Origin of the sequence: Streptomyces sp. NPDC006384, from assembly GCF_042870695.1 — a bacterium.
Classification (GTDB): domain Bacteria; phylum Actinomycetota; class Actinomycetes; order Streptomycetales; family Streptomycetaceae; genus Streptomyces.
On the sequence record NZ_JBIAHR010000022.1, the window covers coordinates 86,812 to 105,781 of the forward strand.

The following is an 18,970-nucleotide window of genomic DNA, read 5'->3' on the forward strand; positions in this document are numbered from 1 at the left end:
GAGGGGAGAATCCCTCACAGGAGTGACGCACGGATGCTGCGACGTTTCTGCGGCTGACGCAGTCACCCTTTCAGGTAGGTCACGACACCTGCCGAGAGTGGCCATAGGCGCGCCGGTCCTTCACGTAAGAGCGGCCCGGGTGCTTGCAGGATGTCGAGGGTCAGCGTTCGGTCGTGGGCGGGCGCTGCAGCAGCGCGGCGGTGGCCTGGTCGAGCGTGGCTCTGCCGTTCAGCAGGTCGGTGATCATGCCGGTGATGGGCATCTCGACATCGTGGGTGTGGGCCAGGGCGAGCATCGCCTCCGCGCTTTTGACGCCTTCGGTGGTCTGCCGGGTGGCGACGGCCGCTTCCTCGACGCTCGATCCTGTGCCGAGGTGGGTGCCGAAGGTGCGGTTGCGGGAGAGCGGGGACGAGCAGGTGGCGACGAGGTCGCCGAGGCCGGCCAGCCCGGCGAGGGTGGCCGGGTGGGCTCCCATGGCCACGGCCAGCCGGGTGGTCTCGGCCAGGCCGCGAGTGATCAGCATGGCCTGCGAGTTGTGGCCCAGGCCCATGCCGGCGGCGATGCCGACCGCGAGCGCGACGACGTTCTTGGCGGCACCGCCGAACTCGCAGCCGATCACGTCGGTGCTGGTGTAAGGCCGGAAGTAGCCGGTACGGCACGCCTGCTGCACGCGGATCGCGGTCGCTTCGTCCGGGCAGGCGACGGTCGCCGCGGCGGGCTGTCCGGCCATGATCTCCCTGGCGAGGTTCGGCCCCGACACCACTGCCACTCGCTTGGCCTGGATGCCGGTCACCTCGGTGATGACCTCGCTCGCCCGTCGGCCGGTGTCGCGCTCGATGCCCTTCATCAGGGACACGGTCACGGTGTCGGGCCCGATGTGCGGCGCCCATGCGGCGAGGCCTTCCCGCAGGGACTGCGCGGGGATGGACAGCACGAGGAAGTCCGCCCCGTCCAGCGCGGCGGCCGGATCGGTTGTGGCCGTCACGGTGGCGGGCAGTTCGATGTCCGGGAAGTAGCCGGGATTGCGGTGCGTCGCGTTGATCGCATCGGCGATCTCCCTGCGCCGGGCGTGGACGGTCACCTCGGCGCCGGCATCAGCCATGATCTTGGCGACCGCGGTGCCCCACGACCCGGCGGAGAACACCGCTGCGCGGGCGGGACGGTGCTGGGGCACTACGGGTCCTTCCAGGGGGATTGCCCCGGCGGGGAGGGCGTCGGGACCGGCCAGCCTATCGGCAGCGGCGGATGCCGCTGGAGCGCCGCGGCCCGGTACGCGTTCAACAGCCAACCGGCGCGGAAGAGGTGCCGGGGCAGGCCGCGGCGGTGAGGAAGAACGTGACCGAATAGAGGAACCGTCCCTGGGCGATCGCCTCGTCGAGCAAGGCGACGAACCGGTCGGCCTCACAAGATCCGAGTCCGCCGTGGTCAGCAGCGGTGTGTGCCCAGGACCGCAGCCCCATCACGTGGTCGACGGCCGCCGGGTCCCGTACGACAAGAGTGCGGGCCTCCACGGTGATGCCGGTCAGCCCCCGGGCTGCGAGGAGGCCGGCGTGCTGGTGGGCGAGGGTCCCGTGGCGCAGCATGCGGTCAGCGCGGAAACGCAGGACCTTCCGGGCGAGTTCCTGGTCGGCGATGTCGAGGACCTGGGTGTCGTAGTCGGGGTCGGCAAGAGCGATGCGCCCGCGAGGGCGGACAACGCGGATCATCTCGTCGATGACGGCCTGCGGATCGTCGACATGCTGGAGCACACGGTCTGCCCACGCCCCGGCGAACGAGCCGGTGCGGAAGGGAAGCCGGTGGGCGTCTGCGGCAACGGCCCGCAGCCCGCGGGCTCGGCACTCGCGGACCATGGTGACAGCCCGGTCTACGGCGACCACTCCCGTGTGATGCCGGTGCTGCACGGTGAGGGCCGCCTCACCGGTCCCGGCCCCGACCTCGAGGAGCGTCCCCGCTGTGCGCGGCCCGACGAGTTCGTGAAGGCGGGCCTTGTATGCCGCGTAGAACGGCTCGCCGTTCAGACGGTCCAGTACGCCCACCCACTCAGCCGGGGCAGGCTGCTTGTCCACTGCGGTGAAGCCGTGCACCGGCTTGTCCATCGCGCCTCCCTGCAGTACGGGTTCGGCACAGAATAGAGGGGTAAGGGACCGCTCCGGTGCGGCCACGGCACCAGCAAGGCAGCGGCCGTCGAAAGATTCTGCCTGGCGTGACACGGCGCCGTGGCACTGCTCGGCCAATTCACCCGAGAGATCCGGTGCTCGAGCAGGCCGAGGAGGAAACCCCCTCCGGAACCGGGGGACAGCTTTGATACTGGCCGTCATGGCCACAGCTCCCGACGCACCGCCCCCGTTCTCCAGGATCAGAATCCGAACCGGGGCCCTGGTGTTCTGCGGTGACGATATCGCCCTCATTCGCCGTGACCGCGCCGCCTCCATCCACTACACCCTTCCGGGAGGCAACGTCGAAGACGGTGAAGACCTGCAGCAGGCCCTGAGCCGAGAGCTCGACGAGGAGCTCGGCCTCGACATCTCCCAGGCCGAAGGCGGAGACCTCATGTGGGTCATCGACCAGCGAGTCACCCGGCCAGGACCCACCCCGCCCCCACGTAAACTCCACTTGATCTACCGCTTCCACATCACCCCCGCTCTTTGTGCCACCCTCGCCGAGACCGAACATGACGAACTGCCCGACGGCAGCCACGAGACCGGCATCATCGAGTGGGTCAACTACCGCAAATCCGCCGCCGACCTTCCGCTCTTCCCGCCCATCGGGCCCGCCATCGCCGCACTGCCCCACCCCCGTGCCGTCGTCACCGACGCCGCCCTCCCCGCCGTCACCGACGAGAACTACACCTGGATCGTCTGACACGACGTGATCAGTTTCCTCCAACGCGCCTCCTTCCTTCTCTGCGACCACAGGCCAAGAGCGTGTGGGAGGGATGGAGAATGCGGCTGACGCGACGGAGCGAGCAGCGGGCTCCGCACAGTGCCCACCAAGGCCTCAACCGGACGAGAACGCGTTCGCCCGGGGCAAGCAGACGGGTATGGTCGCAGCTGTACTGCTGGCAACGATCGGGCAGTTCGCGGTGGCCGTAGCGGAGTGCGGGTGACGACGACGGCCGCCAGGTCCGGCCGTCCGAGCACGGCCTCGTTGGCTTTCACTCGCTGTTCGGCGGCCACCCACATCCGTGCCGCGTACGCCCAGAACAGGACGTGGGAGCGGCTGGTGCCGCCCCGGAAGGGCCAGACGCGGCCACCGGCCAGTTCGTTGCCGGCTTTTTCCTGGCTGGCGAGCCGGGCGCGGAAGTTCAGGGTGCGCCACAGCAGCAGCGGTATGTCGCGTTGCCGCCCGTGGCGGGTGGCGCCGGGGCCGATGCGATCCAGGGCGAGTGCGACAGTTCTGGTCAACGTGTCCGCCGTGGTGGCCTTCACGACGTTGGCGAGCGCCTGCAGGAGGCGGACATGCACAGCGTGGTCGGGGCAGCCTGGAACAGCGCGGCCGCTGTCCATGTCCTCCCCGAACTCCACTTCCCTGTCAAGTCAGCGTGGTGAACATTATGCCGATGACGAGAAAGACCGCGGGGACAACGACCGGTGGGCTAGGGTCCCAAGGGTTCGCTGAACGGGTGGGAGGGCTGGCGTCGGTCCAGCAAGACAGCGAGGCTCTGTCGGCCGTCGATCACGAGCAGATCGTCTGGGCCTGCTCGGTCGGTCATCACCTGAGCCATCACCCGACGGCGCCGGACGCCGGCGGAGCAGTTGCCGAGTGGTCGCTCCGGAGGCCGAAGGAGGGGATCATGAAGCCTGTTGAGATCGTTCCCGGCCTCGTCGTGGACGAGCAGCTGTTCGACGCTGCCGTCGCGGGCCTGGCCGCCCACGCGCAGGACGAGCGCGTGACGTGGGGCAGCTTCACGGACGAGCAGAACTGGACGCTCGTCCCCGGCCCGGACGGGGCCGGATACAAGGCGGAGTACCTCGTACGGGGCGAGAAAGAACGCACCGTCAAGATCAACCTGTGGTTCAGCCCTGATCTCCGCGATGGAGAGGCGCCGAAGCCGCACAACCATCCGTGGGAGTTCACCGCGTTCATCCTGCTCGGCGGATACACCGAGAACCGGTACGAGGTAGTCGACGGCCGGGTGGAGAAGACCACCCAGGTCCACAAGGCAGGCGAGCAGAACCATCTCCCGCTCAGGACGTTCCACGAGGTCACCCAGATCGCCGAGCCTGGCCGGACGCTGACCCTGATGGTGTGCGGCGCCGGCTGCAAGGGGGCCTGGGGCTACATCGACCCGGAGACCGGAGAGTTCGAGGAGAACCAGCCGGACCCGGGCTTCCGTACACACTTGCAGGCTCTGAACCCGCGCCTGCGCTGAACGCCCCGGGGCGTACCTCCGTATAGATGCCGACGTCTTCCACGCAGCCCGGTCCCGGATGACCATGGAGGGCCGGGTCCGGCTGCTGGAGGTAGGCGGGTTGGACCGCAAGAGCGGCCGAACCGGCTGAAGAAGCACGCGAAGCGCCCGAGCTGGAACCATCCGGAGGAGCAGCACAAGCAGCTTCAGTGGGTGGACGGGCTCGGGAACACCGGCGCGTGGCGGGTGGAGGTCTGTCTGTCCTCCCTGTTTGCTTTCCGAGTAGCGGCAGGCCGCCTGGCACTGCCCGCTCCTTCTCCTGAGGCTGACCGCTTCTCCGGCAGCAACCGGCAAGCCCGCACGCGCCGTTGGGCGGCTCCGTCACCTTTTCCGACGTTCTCCCTGTGTATCAAGCTCAGGGCCTCTTCGCTGAAGTCCGTTCCGCCGGAGCACAGTTCGCTGAGAGCCTCACGCGGCGTAGTCGGCGGGCGTCAGGCGGGCCCGGAGAGCGTGCTGACGGCCGTCCCTGCGGACGCCGTCAAGAGAAGACGCTGTACCCAGTCCGCTACGAGTAATCGGCGTGGTGAGAGGGGGAGGCAGGCGAGGATCCGCGAACCGAACCTGGTGACCGGAGACCAGCCGAGCGTTGAAGGACGCGACTGATCTGCGGTCTCTCCTCCTCCCCCTTGCTGCAGCTAGCGGTCGGGATCGTCGTTCCACAGCAAGACGTGCGTCCGGAATGACAATCCGTACCCGCGTTCCAGGGCTGCGTCGACCACTTTCTGCGCGGTGGTGATGTTCGCCCGGCCGTCCGATCCTTCCGGCATTACCATCACCCGCTGCGGCGGCACGGGCACCTCCGCGACGATGCGGTCGACCTCGGCGAGATCGGGTTCGTAGTTCGCCGTGACGACGAACTTGAACCACGCCTTCCCTTCGGTCTGCAGCGCCGCCAAGACCTCCGGTTTGTAACGCTTCGACAGCCGGTTGCCGGAGTTTGCCAGCTTCGGCGACACGTTGTACTGCGTGATACACGCGTCGAACTCGGGGACAGGTGCGATGGTGCCGGCCGTCTCGATGTGCACCTCGTTGCCCCAGCCGCGCAGACGCTCCAGCAGCGGCACCAGTTCGCGCTGCTGCATCATCGGCTCCCCGCCCGAGACCACGATGATCGTCGGCCGCGCCTCGACGTCCCACAAGGACTTCAGCCGGTCCAGGACCTCGGCCGGCTCCATCAGCTTCAGGCCGTATGCCGGGTCGTTCCGCTCATAGAGGTGCCCGCTGCGGGTCCTGGCCGCCTTCTCGGGCGTGACGGCCCAGGTGTACGCGGTGTCGCACCACACACACTCCTGATTGCAGTCGAAGGTCCGCACGAACAGGCAGTGGCGTCCGGCGGCGCTGCCCTCGCCTTGAACCGTTGGCCCGAACACCTGGCTGACCTTGAGCATCCCATTCCCTTTCTGTATGGGCCGACGACACCCTGGCCTCCGGGTACTTCCTGAAGTCTGTGATCACCGCCGTCGGCTGCGGCCGGAGCGTGCAGAAGACCTTGGCGGTGCAGCGGTCACTGGCCGACCAGGGTGGCAAGTGGCCCGAAATCGCCGGTGACGGCCGCCAGCAGCACGACGTGCGGTGCGATCAAGGCGAGCGAGGCTGCCGTGTACCGAGCGTGGTCGTCGGGCGTCAGGTGGTCGTTCTCCCACTGCTCCATCGCGGTGACGGCCAAGTCGTGCCACGCAATCTTTTGGTCCTTGTGACAGGCGATCGCGTGATCCTGGACCTGCTGGTAGGACGGCGCGGGAGGAGGGGAGTCCTGCCACTGCTGCCACAGCCGGTCGGCGCTCGCGAGGCAAGGGCGACCCGCGTCCGCGTACGTACACAGCAGGCGGGCCATCCGGGAGTGGAAAAGACCGTCCGGTGCCTCGGCAAGGACCTGATCGGTGATCCGCACACAGTCCGAGATCCACAGGATCGACTGGGTCATCCATGCGGACTGCAGCAGCCACGGGACCGCTGGCCGCATGCCTGCTGCGCCCAACTTGTTGCGCCGCTCACGCATTGCCCCGCCGAGCAGGATCTCCGCATCGCTAGGCTGCCAGCGCTCGTCCAGCAGGTCGCGGGCCGCTTGTACCGCGTACGACGTCTGATCGTCAGCAGTCATGTGCACACCTTACGGAGGGAGAACCGTGAGCGGTGAGGAAACGCCCATCCTCCCCTTTAGGAGAAGGTGAGTTCACGCAGCGAATGGGTGGGAGAAAAGGCACAGTCGAGCCTTCAAGGCCGGTAGATCCGATCGAGTGCTGGTACGGGCTGGTCGGCCGGATGACTTTGCCCGGGCAGGGACCGCAGCAGGTGTGATCCGGCGTACGCTGCATGGGCGACGGACACCAGAAGGGGCGCGATGATGGGCTGGCGGCTCGGCAGGCGACGTGGCGGGGGGATACGACAGGCAGCCCACCGTGCCCAGTGGATCATTGCGGTCAACGCCGGCTACATGGCCTGGATGTCGGCGTGGAGCGAACAACCCAGGTTGTTCAAGACCGATCCCGCTGAGATCCCCCGCACCATCACCGGTCCGCTGCTCGCGCGCAGCCAGGAGATCGACGAAGCGCTGGGCATCTTCCTCGCGTGTACCCCGCCCGCAGAGGTCACCGAACTCGTGGACCGCGCGCGCCGCTTGCTGAAGCCGCTCCTCGACCTGCAGCCGGCCTGGATCACCTACCTCGCCTCCTGCCAGGAGGGCCGCCGGCTTCCTACGGAGGACATGGACCTCGACTTTGGCGGCTTCCTTCTCGCAGAGTGGCCGGACGAGGAGACCGCGATCAGCGCGGCCCTCACCGTCGCGCCGATCCTCGATCAGGTACAGGAAGCCCTCGTCCCTTATTCAGGCGTCAACCTGACTGCCCGCTCTGCCGGTTGACCCCTCGAACGCCCTGGTCCTGGCCGGATGGGGGAGGGACACCGGTTGTCTCACCTGTGTCTCGTCGCCACCGAGCGCAACACCCGGTGCAGTGGCCGGCACGTACGGCCGTCCGTACCGGGAACAGCGAACGACGAGGTGTTGCGCGGAGTATCAGGCTCGCACCAGAGAGCGAGCCGAATTCCAGCGGTGTTTTCCAGGGCACGCAGCACGCTGCAGTGTCCGTTCTCCCCAGCCGTTGGTCATCGCACCGTTCAGAGCCGCGCGGCCGACCGGCCCCGGCTGCGGCCCAAGCCCGGACACTGCTTTGTGTGTCGGTGGGCGTGACCAGCGTGTTACAGGTCGCGGAAGTCGTCGCTGGGATACCCACCGTCCGCCGGGGGAGGAAGGTCGGGCCAGGTGGTGAGTTCGAAGTTGCTTATCCGCACGGTGAACCGGCGTCCGTTCTCGACCATGTCGAGGCGTTCTGGCGGCAGCGGGAGGCGGACCTTCCGCGCAGGCTGCTGTGCACGGTTCGTCTCGGCGGCCTGGAGGATCCATGCGGCGAGCCGCTTGGCGAAGTCGTTGGCGTCGGCGCTGTCCCGCCGCGGAGGCGCCGGGATCTGCGGGCCGTCGTGCAGCGCCCTGTCGCGTTGACGCCACCAGGACAGCCAGGAATACAGCAGCGACGGAAACATCTCCACCGGCGCGTCGGGCGTCTCGCCCGTCATGGTGAGAAGCACTCCGTCCTTGTTGTCCAGCTGCTCGAACGTTGAACACAGCCCCAGGCGGCATGTCCGCGCATCGATCAGGGCGCCGACGACATGCGCCACGGCCAGCCCCGACATCAGCCGATCCACGACGAGTTCCGGCACCTCGTCATCACGAACGCGTGCCGCGACCACTGGTGACGTCCGGGCCCAGCGCTCGAACAAGGCAGTCCTGCTCGCGTCCTCGGCGGTGCCGGTGTCGACGGTGGTGAGGAACCTGGTCAGCAGCGTGTCGTCCGGGAGGGGCTCGGGCGCGGGGTCGTGCCGGCTCAGATGGAAAACCGGAGCGGAGACCTCTCCTGGATTACCGGTGGTGCGGGTGTCGATACGAGCGGCGACACCACCGTCCCGCAGCCGGCCGGTCTCACACTCCGGGCGCATCCGAATGCCTCCTACTGCTCTCGAGCCGTTACAGCGACTCGGTCTTTTTGTCCGGCCGCTGCGGAGTGCCGTCCTGTCCCGGCAGTGGCCAGCCGGGTCCTCCCGGTGATTTCGCAGCGGTCCGGCAAGGACTCCTGGCCGGTGCCGGCCGCCCCGTGCCAGGCGCCGTGGGGCGGCTCCTCAGTGATCATCGCCCCAGGCCTGAGCGAGCCGGTCGAACCGCTGACGCTGGTGTTCGCCGAGGAGTACGTCTGCGATGGTGCCGGCGCGCTCCCAGTATGGGCCGTCACTGCGGGCCTCAGGATGGCGCGGGCCAGTGTGACGGGCAGGAGTGCTTCTGGCGATGCTGTCCGCGACGGTCAGTGCGGCCGCCCGGACCCGTTCCCACAGCAGTCGGTCATCCGGGTGGGAAGAGAGAGCAGTGCGCAACAGCAGGACACGCGAGGCGCGCCCTTGGTGTTCGATATCGGGGCTGAGGTTGAGCGCGTCGTACGCCGACCGTCGCAGTGTGCCGGTGACGCCCTCCTCCTGAGGAGCAGCCAGCGGTACGAGCACCGCGTCGGCGAACGACAGCTCCATGCGCACGATTCTCTCGTGCAGAGCCGCCGCGAGGGAGAAGGCCACCAGATGCCGGTCAACCCCGACATACAAGGCTGTCTCCTCCTCGGAGAGCTTGAAAAGCTGGTCCTGGCGAGATTGTTCCAGTGCCTCCACATGGAGGCCGATCAGCAGATCAGCCCAGACGAGGCAGCACTCCCACACCGTCTGGGGGGAAGTCTCCCCATTCGGGGCCTCCGGGGGTGTCATGGGCAATCCCTCTCGTATCCAGAGTGCGGGGTGCAGCGCCGCTGGCCTGCTGGTCCAGCCTATGGAACCGTGGGCGAGCGATGGGCCGGAACGGAATCTTCCGCCGGTCCTGGATCCGGTCCTCGGCCTGTACCACCGCTCTTTCGGCCACCAGCGCGAAGACGCCCTGAGACGCGCCCCCGTTTCCCGCTCGGTCGCGTGCAAGAAGGGCAACAGCACAACGGCGCTTCCCCGCCGGACAGGCACAGACCACCGCTCACGCAACCGCGCGCGGGCGTGCACCCGCTCACCCGCACAAGGGGGCGCGCAGACGCCGCTGTACGCCCTGTTCCCGTTCCCCTGGACAACCGTAGTGTCATGGCGTCGCCCACCGGCCCAGAAGGAGACAGCGCATGGAGCGACGGAGCGTACTGGCGGAGGAACTCGCGCTGCCGACCGCGGCCCTCCTGCCGCAGCTGTCCACCAGCGACCTCGCCGCCGACCGCCAACTGTTCGTGGCCGGCTCCTACGCCCGGCTCGGCCGGGTGCTGCCGCTGCTCCTGGGTGCCGCCGTGCACAGCGCCCAGCAGGACCCGGCCGGCGCCGCCCGGGCAGCCGGAGTGTGGGTCCTTAAGGCCCTGGTGGATGGCCGTGTCCCATGCTGTGTGAGGCGCGGGCGGGGGCGGACTGACCGTTGCGAGACGGTGACGCCAGGAGAGTAGGGGACGTGGATGGAGCTGTCCTGGAGCCTGCTGCACCCCGTGATGTTTGTGCCGTATCTGCCGACACTCGGGCCCCTGCACCCCGACGTTGTCAGCGCAGACCTGCTCGACGCCATCACCCAGGTCGCAGGGACTGGCCAGTTCCTGCCCCACGACAAGGACCGCCGCTGGTCCAAGCGCAAGGACGAACACCTCCTCGCCGACGGCGTCCACCAAGACACCCGCCGCACCCTGATCCCCACCCGCACCGGCCGGGGAATCCTGCGGGTTCACCTCTATGGGGCCGGCGAGCACCGGCCCGAGGCGATAGAGACAGCCGTCAGGCTCGCCGCTGCCCACGACGCCACCGCGGCCCGCGTGGTGTGGTTCCAGAATGCCCCGGACCCGGTGGCCGCCTCCACCCGTGTCCAGCTCCGTGCCTTCGATGCTGACCACCCTGCCCCATCCGTTGACGGGATCGCACATCTCGACAGCCTGCCCGCGCCCGAACACGCCACGTTCGGTGCCTTCGCCGAAAGGCTGGCCAACGACGGCTTCGCCTTCCTGCACTCCCGGATCGACAGCGTTGGGCCCGTCCTGGCCGCCGTTCGCGACGGGGCGGTGGTGGGCGCGATCGGCCCGATGGAGACCATGCCCGATCCGATCGGCAGGACCCGGCTGCTGCCGCAGTACCTCGGCGTGCTGCCCGAGTACCGGCGCCTGGGCCTTGGCCGCCTGTTGTGGCGCGCGGCGATGCACTGGGGACACACCAACGGCGCCGACTACCAGCTGCTGCAGACCACCGCCGGCGGTGCGTCCGACCGGCTGTGCCAGACCGAGGGCCTGGCCGACCTCGGCTTCGTCTGCACGATGACGGTATGACCCCAGCGTTCCTATCGGAGCTGCTCTCGCGGGCGATGCCAGCCCAACAACGACAACACCCCCAGAAGTCGAGCTGCGGCCCCGCTCGACTGGGAGCGCCGCCCGTGCCCACGGGCGGCGCCATCGGTCCGGAGCCGTCCAGCCCGCCCGTCTCTTCCAGGCCGCCCGCGCCGAAGAAACAAGGCCGCCCCGGCTGTCGCGCGGATCCGGAGGGGTGGCGCAGATCTGCGGGGGACTGCCAGGATGGGCGGAACCAGCGCGGTGGGGAGGGCGTATGGAAGCGGCGCAGTATGAGGTGCGGAGCGCTGGCACCGCGGTCTACATCGACCGCGGCCCAGGGCACGCATCCCGGATGCCGGTGACCTGCCGTGATTGCGGTGCCCGCGTCGGCCTGACTTTCACTGCGCAGGGTGAGGACGCCTGGATCACCTGCTCGGAGGGGCACAGGACCCAGGACTGGCGGCTGACCCCCATGGCTGTGCGAGACGTGGCCCGGGCGGCTGCCGACGCCGACGTTGACGTGGTCCCGGCCGGTGCCGAGATCTGGTTCCGGGTACGGACCCGGGTGCCCGTTCTGCCCGAGTACGAGCACATGTTGCCCCCTGATGGGCCTCCTCGCTGACAGTGCGCGGCAGCAGCGCGCAAAGGGGTCATTCACGAACACGCGGGACGCCGTCGCGTCGGATGGCGGCAGTACCAGCGGGCTCTTCGGCGGCGCCGGAGGCTGACCCGGCCGCAGGAACACCGTGCCCCGTACGACGAGCCTCGCGTACGGGGCACGGCCCGTTGCGGCCACGCGCCGCTCACGTTCGCCGTGGCCGGACGTGCAACTTTCTGCAACATTCTGGACGCGGCGTGCGGGCCGCCAGGAGACTCGGCTTCATGTCTCTCCGCGTTTTCCGTCACGTCCACCATGAGCTCAGCCACAGAACGCGCGATGGTGCTGTCGACCCGCCCGCGGCTGATGCCGTCCGCTACGACGCGATGCTGGAAGCCGTCGCCATCGCGCGGGGGCTTGCGCCGGAGAAAGGGCGCGCGCTGTACGAGGCCTGGGTGGAGGCTGAGCAGCCGCCGGGGTGCGACTGCTCAGTGTGCGTCACCGTCCGTGAGTTACGCCAGGTCGAGCAAGACCGGTTGGCCGTGGGCGCATACCGGGACCGTGACGGGTTCTGGGTGTTCCCCAACGGCCTGCCGGACGGTGACAAGTGGTCGGGTCTCTACCAGCGGGCGGAAGGGGTCTGGGTGTATCCCCCTGGCGACGGTGAGCAGGCTCCGCCCTGCCCTGCTCCGGCCCCGGACGAGGCGTGACCGAGGTCAGCCGGCCGCCACCAGGGCGGCAAGGACCAGCGCGGTGACGTGAGTGCTCTGGTCGACCAGCCGAGTCGGCTCGCCTGAGTCCGCCGGGCGGTCAGGTCGCGTTGTCCTGGAGGTAGTGGTGCGTGAAACGGTGATGCGCCCACCGCGCTCCCGCGTCCAGCAGAGAGCCGCCGGGTGTCTGATCGAAGGCGGGAAGGTCCATACCGCTCGCGGAGTGGGTCACCGGCTCGCGGTAAGCGGTCAGCCACCGAACCAGGGAGGACAACTTCGAGTCGTCCTCCAGGTCGTGATGGCGCGCCGCCAGGCCTGCTCGGATGGTGTCCTCAAGCGACGGCCCGTCCTTGGCGGCGGGGCGCGGGGCGAGCGCGGTCACGATGTCTTCCACCGGTACGTTCTCGGGCTCGCCGCCGAGCGGGCCCGCGTACAGGAGCAGAGCGATCGTGGGGAGCGCGAAGGTAAAGGGGCCGGCGGTGTCGTGCGTGGGCCAGACCGGTTCCAGCAGGGTTGCCGAGCGGTGCAGGGAAGTGGACCACCGTACGTTTCGCCAACTGCCCTCCTCCGCCACGTTGAAGTCCATTCGCCCCGCTGCCCACCACAGATCCCGTATGCTCGTCATGCCGTCACGCTACGTGCCTGTGGCCCCTGGTGTCCGCCGCTTCGATCAGTTCCGCGGGCGCCTGCTGGGAAGCTCTGCGTCGGCCCTCCGACCAGCACTGAAGCAGACGGTTACCGTCTCCGCCATGCTGCGCCGTGCCTGGTTCGACCGGGCCGAAGGCGCCCTCGAGGACGCCGAAGCCGAGTACGAAGTTGTCCTCGGCGAGCCGACACCAGCCGCGTGTACATCGGCTACGTGCCCGTCCCCTACGCAGCCGAGCTGCTTGACGCGACCAGCTCCGCCCGCGAGCGCCAGCAGCACAGCACCCCGCAGGCCGGCCCGGAGCTCCTGGCACACTGAACGCATGAGCTCTCAGAAGTCCGCCCGCCTGCACATCAAGATCACGATCGTCGGCACCTGCGCGATGATCCTTGCGGGCGGGCTGACGGGGGCGCTACTGGGAGGCTGGGGCGATGCCGCCGTGGTCGGACTGATCGCCGGGGCGATGACGGCCCTCGGATCGTTCGTGTCCCGGCCCCGTGTCATCGAGGCCCTGGGCAAGGCAGCGGACCGCGGCTACGCCGACGGACTGTCCCACGGCGTCCTCACCAAAGTCTCCCAGTACGAGGCGGCCGTCTTCCCCATGAGCCCCGGCGGCGTGACCGCGGAAGAGCGCTTCGCCCGTCGCGGTGCCGCCTACCGGGTCGCCTCCGCCGGCGAGCTGCCCCACCCCGTCCGTGAGACTGCGGCCACCGCCCTGGCCGCCCTCGACGACCGCGACCCGGCCGCCGCACAGAAAGCCATGACCGCCCTGTTCACCGCCGTCCACCGGCAGACGACGGGACGCTAACCCCCAGGGGTGCATGGTCCCGTCCTCGCACCCGCCGCTCCCTTGCGGCCGTCACCGGCGGCCCAGCGCCCGGGCGCAGGACGGAGAACCCCCGCCGTGGCCTCTCGACGCCGCACGGGCGGGACGAGATGGGGGCCGCGAGGCCGCGGTGATGTGTCAGCACTTCGCAGACTGGCTTCTCCCCACCGGCCTTGCACTCCGGTCCGGTGCCATTGGAGGTGACGAGCCCTTCCAGCCGGACCGGAAAGCAATGGCCAACGATGGCTTCGGGTGCGGTTCGGAACCTCCGCTTTCGCGTCAAATCTCTGCCACCTTCTTGGGGTGCATTCGCAGCGTCGGTGCAGGTGAACTGTCAGAAGCCGGGAACGGAACGGCGCGATGCGACGGCGCGTTCAAATGGAGAACCCCCAGGTTGAAGGCGCGATACTCGCTCACCTCGCCGACCGGCACGGACGGCTCGATCGGCTATGGCCGGATTGTGATCGATGCAAGCCAACCCTCGTGATGACCCATCAGTTTTTGTCAGTGCCCGCTGATACACCCATACCCACAGGGGCAGCATCATCAAGTTGCCAGGTCACAGGAGGGGGAAAAGGGCATGCCGCCGGAGGGATTTCACGAGGTTCGTCGCCACATCCGCAGGAATCCTCGGCCCCGCGGAAAGAAGCTGGGCGGCTGGACCATTGCGGGAATCATCGCCTTCGTCTGGCTGTGGGGTCAGGTCTTCGGTTTCAGCGGCGACAGTGGGGCCGAGACGAACAAGCCGGCCTCCACTCCGTCGGTGTCCGCGTCGCCGGGCCGGTGATGGGCGGCAAGCGGATGCGGCTGCGTGCGCCGCGCGGTCGCCGCGAGCGGGTGGCGGCGGCCATCGTCGCCCTGGCCGTGGTCACCATGCTGGCACAGGCAGTCACGGTGCTGTGGCGCGCGGTCGTGCGCGGGTGGCCGTTCGTGGTCGCCGTGGCGATGGCGGTCCTGCTGGCTGTCGCCTGGTGGCAGGTGCGGCGGGTCCGGCTGCGGCAGACCCAGGCCGCGATGGTTGCGGTGCTGCGGCTCTCGCTCGACCGGATCGACTCGCTCGGTGATGCAGAGTTCGAGTTCGTACTGCGGGATCTCCTGATCCGGGACGGCTGGTCGGCGCGACGGGTCGGGCAGGCCGGCGATCAGGCGGCCGATGTCATCGGCCACCATGCCCAGCGTGGGCGGATCGTGCTGCAGGCCAAGCACACCACCGTCGGCGGGAAGGTCGACTCGAAGGTGATGTACCAGGTGAAGGGGACCGCCGGGCCCGTCCACAAGGCCGATGTCGCGGTCGTGGTCACCAACGGCGGCTTCACCCGGGACGCCAAGGCGTGGGGCGAGCGGCACCAGGTCCACTGGGTCGATCGCGAACGGCTGCGGCAGTGGGCTGAGGACGGAGTTCCGCTGCACACCCTGCTGCGCCTGCCCGCCCGCAGAGCACGCAGGACCGCGGGACGACGAGCCGCGTAGCACAGGCTACCGCGAGGGCAGAGAAGGGGGAGCGGTGTTCGACGAGGACGGGTCGCTGGACCCGGTGCTGAAAGTCATCCTCTGGTTGATCGTCGGCCTGGCCATCGCCAAGGTCGCCTGGGAGTGGCTGACGCAGGACGCATGGCCGTGGGTACGCGACGACGTCGGGGCCTGGTTCACGGAGGACGTGTGGGGGTGGCTCATGGGGCATCCGTGGTGGTTCGCGCTGATCATCGTGGGCACGTTTGTGCTGTTGTGCTTCGTGGTCTTCTCCGACCGGGGCGGCTACGTCGCCTACGGCGACGCGCCCGAGGACAGCGATCACAGCCCGGTCGAGAGCGGTGACAGCGAGCCCGGCACCGCGGCGCCCAAGGTCTTGACCTTCCGGATGAAGCAGCTCGCCGCGATGAGCGCGGACGGCTTCGAGCAGGCGTGCGCCGATCTGCTCACGCGGGACGGGTTCCAGCGCGCCCGCCGGGTCGGCGGCTCCGGAGACCTGGGGGCGGACGTCGTGGCCTGGGACGACGACGGAGGCAAGATCGTTTTGCAGTGCAAGCAATACAGTGGCGCGGTCGGGTCCGAAGCTGTGCAGAGATTCAACGGCACCGCGGTGCCCGAACATCACGCGCAGATGGCCGTCATCGTGGCCCTGAACGGCTTCACCCGGCCCGCGACGGACTTCGCCCGGCGCCACGGAATCGTTCTCGTGGGCCGGCAGGAGCTCAGACGCTGGGCCCACGGTGAGCATCTGTACAGCGTGGTCAGGGAGGAACACTCGCCTGCATAGTCCGCCTCTCCGGGGCCCGGCACGCAGAACAACACCGCGTTCAGCGGCCTGTTGCCAAGGACAGGGAGACCGCAGCCTGCTCCGCGTCCAGGGCGTCAGGCGGCAGGACATCACGGAGCGGACGGACGGCCGCCAGCCCCGGTGGAGCACAAGGCATCCTTGATGAGAGAGGACCGTCGGAGCCTGACCAGGAAGACCTTGCCGCCGCCCTTGCTCGGATACCGGGCTTTGCTCACAGCGCGCGCGTGCGAGCGCGCCCCATCGGAGGCTCCAAGGGGTGCTTCCCGGCTGTGCTGATCCATCCGTTCGCCCGGCCGGTGCTCATCTGCTTCACCCACCAGGCGTCGGCGGCTGTTCGCCGGGGCGCACAACCCGGACACCGGTAACCGCGTACACCTTGGGGGGCCAGAGCGAGCAGAAGGTGGTCACTGGGGCAGTCGGTCGAGGACCGAGCGGCGTGGATGGCATGGAAGGAGACCCTCAAAGGGCCTGAAGCGCAGCAGCACGGTGGAGGCGACCGCGATTTCGGCGTCGAAGGTCTCGATCCGGGCGACCGCTCACCGGCCGCCTCCTGCACTGCCGAAGGCACCTCTATGAACCGGGCATGTACCACCTCCGGCGCGGCTACGGACACCTGCTGGTCAGCCTTGCCACGCTGGTAGCCGACATCACCACGATCCCCGGAGGCCCTTGATGCCCGTACCGTTCACGGAGGAAGACGCCGCCCGCTTGAAGGAGACCTTCGAAGCCGTCGTCGCCAACGGAGCTTCCCCGGGCGGTGTCCTCGCCTACGGCACCACCGGCGCTTCCCCGCAGTACATCAGCGTCGGAGTGGTCGCGCCGGAGTGCGGCGACGAGCCCGCCTCCCGCTACACGGCGTACGACATCGCCTCGCTGACCAAGGTGGTCGCCACCTGGCCGCTGGTCGGGCAGGCCCTCAGCAACGGCCTGCTCGACCTGAATGCGCCCATCCGGGACTTCCTGCCGGCGATGACCGGCGAGATGCCCAGTGCGGACGCGACCGTACGACAACTCCTCACCCACACCTCGGGGCTTCGCGCCTCCACCCGCCTCGACCACTACCGCGGATCCGACCTCTCGCTGCACGAACTGCTCTGCCGAGAGCCGCTGGACGACGCTCCCGGCACCCACCGGTACATCAACCGCGGCTACATCCTCCTCGGACTGGCCCTCGCCCACGTCAACGATCTGCCCCTCGACGACCTGGGCAGCATCCTGTGGGACAGGCTCGGCATGACCGAGACGATGTACGGCCCCCTGGTCCGCTCCCACAAGGTTGCGCCGACCGAGCAGCGCATTCCGGGCGCACCGCGTCTCTGGGGTACCGCTCACGACGACAACGCCACCCTGCTCGGCGGGGTCGCCGGACACGCCGGGGTGTTCTCCACCCCCGCCAACCTCGCCCTGTACGCCGAACGGCTGCTGACCGCGCACGCGGACGACAATGATGCCGCGCTGGGTGAGTGGCTGCGTGCCAGCCTTATCCCACAAGCGGCAATCGAGCCAGGCCTCGCCCGCGGACTGTCCTGGATCCTCGCCGCCGGCGGACGCGTCGCTTACCATCACGGCTTCACCGGCACCAGCCTCTACCTGGCCCCGGAGACCGGCCGCTACCTCGTGATCTGCACCAACGCCGTCTACCACGGCACCGCCCGCACCCGGATCGCCCCGTTGCGGTCCCTCGCGCTGAAGACGATCTCCGCGGCCTGACCAACGAAGCCCCCGCCGACTGGCCCGGCCTCGCCCAGGACGTACGGCGCCATGGTCTGACTCCGTACGTCCTGCCCATCGGCGTACGCTCACCACTCGCCGATACGTTCCAGGGCGTCCTCGACGACCGTCGGCACCGTGATCTGTCGCTCCCCAGGAGTGGCCCAGACGCCCGCCGAACTGGCGCCGTCGTTCAACCCACCCACCCCGCTCGGGAACTCGCATCACCCAGTCCTGGATCACACTGGGTAAAGCCCGCGCTGGTTTTCTCGCCGCAGGCCGGACTGCGCCTGGTGAGCTCTCCGGACATACATCCCAGACGTCGGTGCCATGTACGACGTCGTCTGCCTCGTCAAGGTCATCTCTGTCTCGGGCCGTTGGTGTGCCAGGCCAGGCCGCCGCGGGTCTGGTCACTTCGCCACCCCGTCCCTCGTCTCCTGCTCATCGGGGGAGAAGTGGCTCAAGGTTTGCCGTTCGCCGGGGCAGGCCCTTGGAGGAACTCTCTGGCGCCTCGGAGCTTCGTGCTCAGCCGGCTCTGTGAAGTGCGGCTGTCGAGACGGACGTCGAGGGCCCCCGGCAGGCCGGTGTCCGTCCTGCGGCCGGCTGGCAGCAGGACGGGGTCGATGCCGTCGCGTCGGGCGATGAGGGTGCCAAGGGCGTGGCGGCTGAGGGCGTCGGGCCCAGCCAGGTGGAAGATGCCGGTCATGTCGGACATCGCGAGTTCCCAGAGGGCGGCTGCCAGATCGGAGACGTGCACGGGGCAGCGGATGTCGTCCGTGAACAGGGTGCCCTCTCGGGTCCCGGCGGCGAGTTCGTGCACGATCCGCTCGTGGGCGGATGCGCCGTCACCGATGATCAGAGAGGTGCGGGCGACGACCGGGGTGGGATGCAGGAGACGGACCGCCGTCTCGGCGGTGGCCTTCGCGGCGCCGTATGGGGTGATCGGATCCGGGAGCGCGGTTTCGTCGTAGCGAACGTCGGCCCCGGAGAAGATCGCGTCGCTGGACACATGTACCAGCCGGATACCCCGCCGTGCTGTTGTCCTGGCCAGTCGGACAGCCCCGTCGGCGGTGACTGTCCAGTCGGCGCCTCCACTGGAGGCGTTGATCACCACGCTGGGCGCCACCGTGTCGACGACTGTCTCGATGCATTCGGCGTCGCGAAGGTCCAAGCGGTGCCACGGGACGCCGGGAGGCGTGTGGGGCCGGGAGTGGAAAGTCGCGGCCGCGGGGTGGCCTGCGGAGGTCGCTTGCCGTACCAGCTCAGTTCCCAGGAATCCGCTGGCTCCGATGATCAGCACCGTCATGCCGGCACACGGTAACGAAACGGCGCACGTTGCGCGCCGGAACAGGGATATAGGGGCGTACGGCGGCCGTGGACGGCAGGTGCGGCAGCAGGGCCGGGGGTTTCTGTTCCGCACCCTCTGCGGCCG

18 protein-coding genes are annotated in these 18,970 nt (G+C 68.9%); 10 read left to right on the top strand and 8 right to left on the bottom strand.

The features are described 5' to 3' along the window. Positions 1-160: 160 nt before the first annotated feature. Entirely contained in the window at positions 161-1,174 is a 1,014-nt protein-coding gene (locus ACFYOJ_RS27020; RefSeq protein WP_356559006.1) for an NAD(P)H-dependent glycerol-3-phosphate dehydrogenase, read from the bottom strand. 103 nt (positions 1,175-1,277) lie between these two features. Further along, positions 1,278-2,096 carry a methyltransferase domain-containing protein gene (locus tag ACFYOJ_RS27025; RefSeq protein WP_356559004.1) on the bottom strand — a complete coding sequence of 273 codons (819 nt, stop codon included), beginning with the start codon at positions 2,094-2,096 and terminating at the stop codon, positions 1,278-1,280. Positions 2,097-2,316: 220 nt separating this feature from the next. Between ACFYOJ_RS27025 and ACFYOJ_RS27030 the strand changes: the two genes are divergently transcribed. Together ACFYOJ_RS27030 and ACFYOJ_RS27035 are read left to right on the top strand one after the other, a co-directional pair. Beyond that, the gene (locus ACFYOJ_RS27030; protein WP_356559002.1) at positions 2,317-2,862 is read left to right on the top strand and encodes an NUDIX domain-containing protein; all 546 of its coding nucleotides are present in this window, start codon (positions 2,317-2,319) and stop codon (positions 2,860-2,862) included. A 931-nt stretch (positions 2,863-3,793) separates the two neighbouring features. Then, positions 3,794-4,372 carry a hypothetical protein gene (locus ACFYOJ_RS27035; protein ID WP_356559000.1) on the top strand — a complete coding sequence of 193 codons (579 nt, stop codon included), beginning with the start codon at positions 3,794-3,796 and terminating at the stop codon, positions 4,370-4,372. Positions 4,373-5,046: 674 nt separating this feature from the next. Here the strand turns inward: ACFYOJ_RS27035 and ACFYOJ_RS27040 are convergent. After that, entirely contained in the window at positions 5,047-5,799 is a 753-nt protein-coding gene (locus ACFYOJ_RS27040) for a 7-carboxy-7-deazaguanine synthase QueE (protein ID WP_356558998.1), read from the bottom strand. A 116-nt stretch (positions 5,800-5,915) separates the two neighbouring features. Further along, complete coding sequence (locus ACFYOJ_RS27045; RefSeq protein WP_356558996.1) at positions 5,916-6,512, bottom strand: hypothetical protein; 597 nt, start codon at positions 6,510-6,512, stop codon at positions 5,916-5,918. Positions 6,513-6,752: 240 nt separating this feature from the next. Here ACFYOJ_RS27045 and ACFYOJ_RS27050 point away from each other — a divergent pair, with 240 nt between their 5' ends. Next, positions 6,753-7,271 (top strand): hypothetical protein, encoded by a 519-nt coding sequence (locus tag ACFYOJ_RS27050; RefSeq protein WP_356558994.1) that lies wholly within the window; start codon positions 6,753-6,755, stop codon positions 7,269-7,271. 335 nt (positions 7,272-7,606) lie between these two features. Here ACFYOJ_RS27050 and ACFYOJ_RS27055 read toward each other — a convergent pair whose 3' ends face one another. Both ACFYOJ_RS27055 and ACFYOJ_RS27060 read right to left on the bottom strand, forming a co-directional pair. Next, positions 7,607-8,401, bottom strand: coding sequence for a hypothetical protein (locus ACFYOJ_RS27055; protein ID WP_356558992.1), 795 nt, complete (start codon positions 8,399-8,401; stop codon positions 7,607-7,609). Between the two features lie 180 nt (positions 8,402-8,581). Next, positions 8,582-9,208, bottom strand: coding sequence for a hypothetical protein (locus ACFYOJ_RS27060; protein ID WP_356558990.1), 627 nt, complete (start codon positions 9,206-9,208; stop codon positions 8,582-8,584). Positions 9,209-9,600: 392 nt separating this feature from the next. On the opposite strand from ACFYOJ_RS27060, the gene ACFYOJ_RS27065 reads away from it, so the two are divergent. The 3 genes from ACFYOJ_RS27065 to ACFYOJ_RS27075 all read left to right on the top strand — a co-directional run bounded on the left by ACFYOJ_RS27065 (position 9,601) and on the right by ACFYOJ_RS27075 (position 12,078). Continuing rightward, on the top strand, positions 9,601-9,909 hold the full coding sequence (locus tag ACFYOJ_RS27065) for a hypothetical protein (RefSeq protein WP_356558988.1): 309 nt from the start codon (positions 9,601-9,603) through the stop codon (positions 9,907-9,909). Between the two features lie 9 nt (positions 9,910-9,918). Beyond that, a complete protein-coding gene (locus ACFYOJ_RS27070) occupies positions 9,919-10,770 on the top strand; it encodes a GNAT family N-acetyltransferase (RefSeq protein WP_388598087.1) in 852 nt (283 codons plus the stop codon). Between the two features lie 882 nt (positions 10,771-11,652). Next, positions 11,653-12,078, top strand: a complete 426-nt coding sequence (locus tag ACFYOJ_RS27075) for a hypothetical protein (RefSeq protein ID WP_356558948.1) — start codon at positions 11,653-11,655, stop codon at positions 12,076-12,078. Between the two features lie 100 nt (positions 12,079-12,178). Here ACFYOJ_RS27075 and ACFYOJ_RS27080 read toward each other — a convergent pair whose 3' ends face one another. After that, positions 12,179-12,703 (bottom strand): hypothetical protein, encoded by a 525-nt coding sequence (locus ACFYOJ_RS27080; protein WP_356558946.1) that lies wholly within the window; start codon positions 12,701-12,703, stop codon positions 12,179-12,181. A 343-nt stretch (positions 12,704-13,046) separates the two neighbouring features. On the opposite strand from ACFYOJ_RS27080, the gene ACFYOJ_RS27085 reads away from it, so the two are divergent. The 4 genes from ACFYOJ_RS27085 to ACFYOJ_RS27100 all read left to right on the top strand — a co-directional run bounded on the left by ACFYOJ_RS27085 (position 13,047) and on the right by ACFYOJ_RS27100 (position 17,538). After that, positions 13,047-13,532 (top strand): hypothetical protein, encoded by a 486-nt coding sequence (locus ACFYOJ_RS27085; RefSeq protein WP_356558944.1) that lies wholly within the window; start codon positions 13,047-13,049, stop codon positions 13,530-13,532. A gap of 804 nt (positions 13,533-14,336) precedes the next feature. Beyond that, a complete protein-coding gene (locus tag ACFYOJ_RS27090; protein WP_356558942.1) occupies positions 14,337-15,020 on the top strand; it encodes a restriction endonuclease in 684 nt (227 codons plus the stop codon). A gap of 34 nt (positions 15,021-15,054) precedes the next feature. Then, complete coding sequence (locus tag ACFYOJ_RS27095) at positions 15,055-15,807, top strand: restriction endonuclease (RefSeq protein ID WP_356558940.1); 753 nt, start codon at positions 15,055-15,057, stop codon at positions 15,805-15,807. 693 nt (positions 15,808-16,500) lie between these two features. Further along, a complete protein-coding gene (locus ACFYOJ_RS27100; protein WP_356558938.1) occupies positions 16,501-17,538 on the top strand; it encodes a serine hydrolase domain-containing protein in 1,038 nt (345 codons plus the stop codon). 460 nt (positions 17,539-17,998) lie between these two features. Here ACFYOJ_RS27100 and ACFYOJ_RS27105 read toward each other — a convergent pair whose 3' ends face one another. Beyond that, positions 17,999-18,844, bottom strand: a complete 846-nt coding sequence (locus ACFYOJ_RS27105; protein ID WP_356558936.1) for a sugar nucleotide-binding protein — start codon at positions 18,842-18,844, stop codon at positions 17,999-18,001. Positions 18,845-18,970 lie beyond the last annotated feature (126 nt).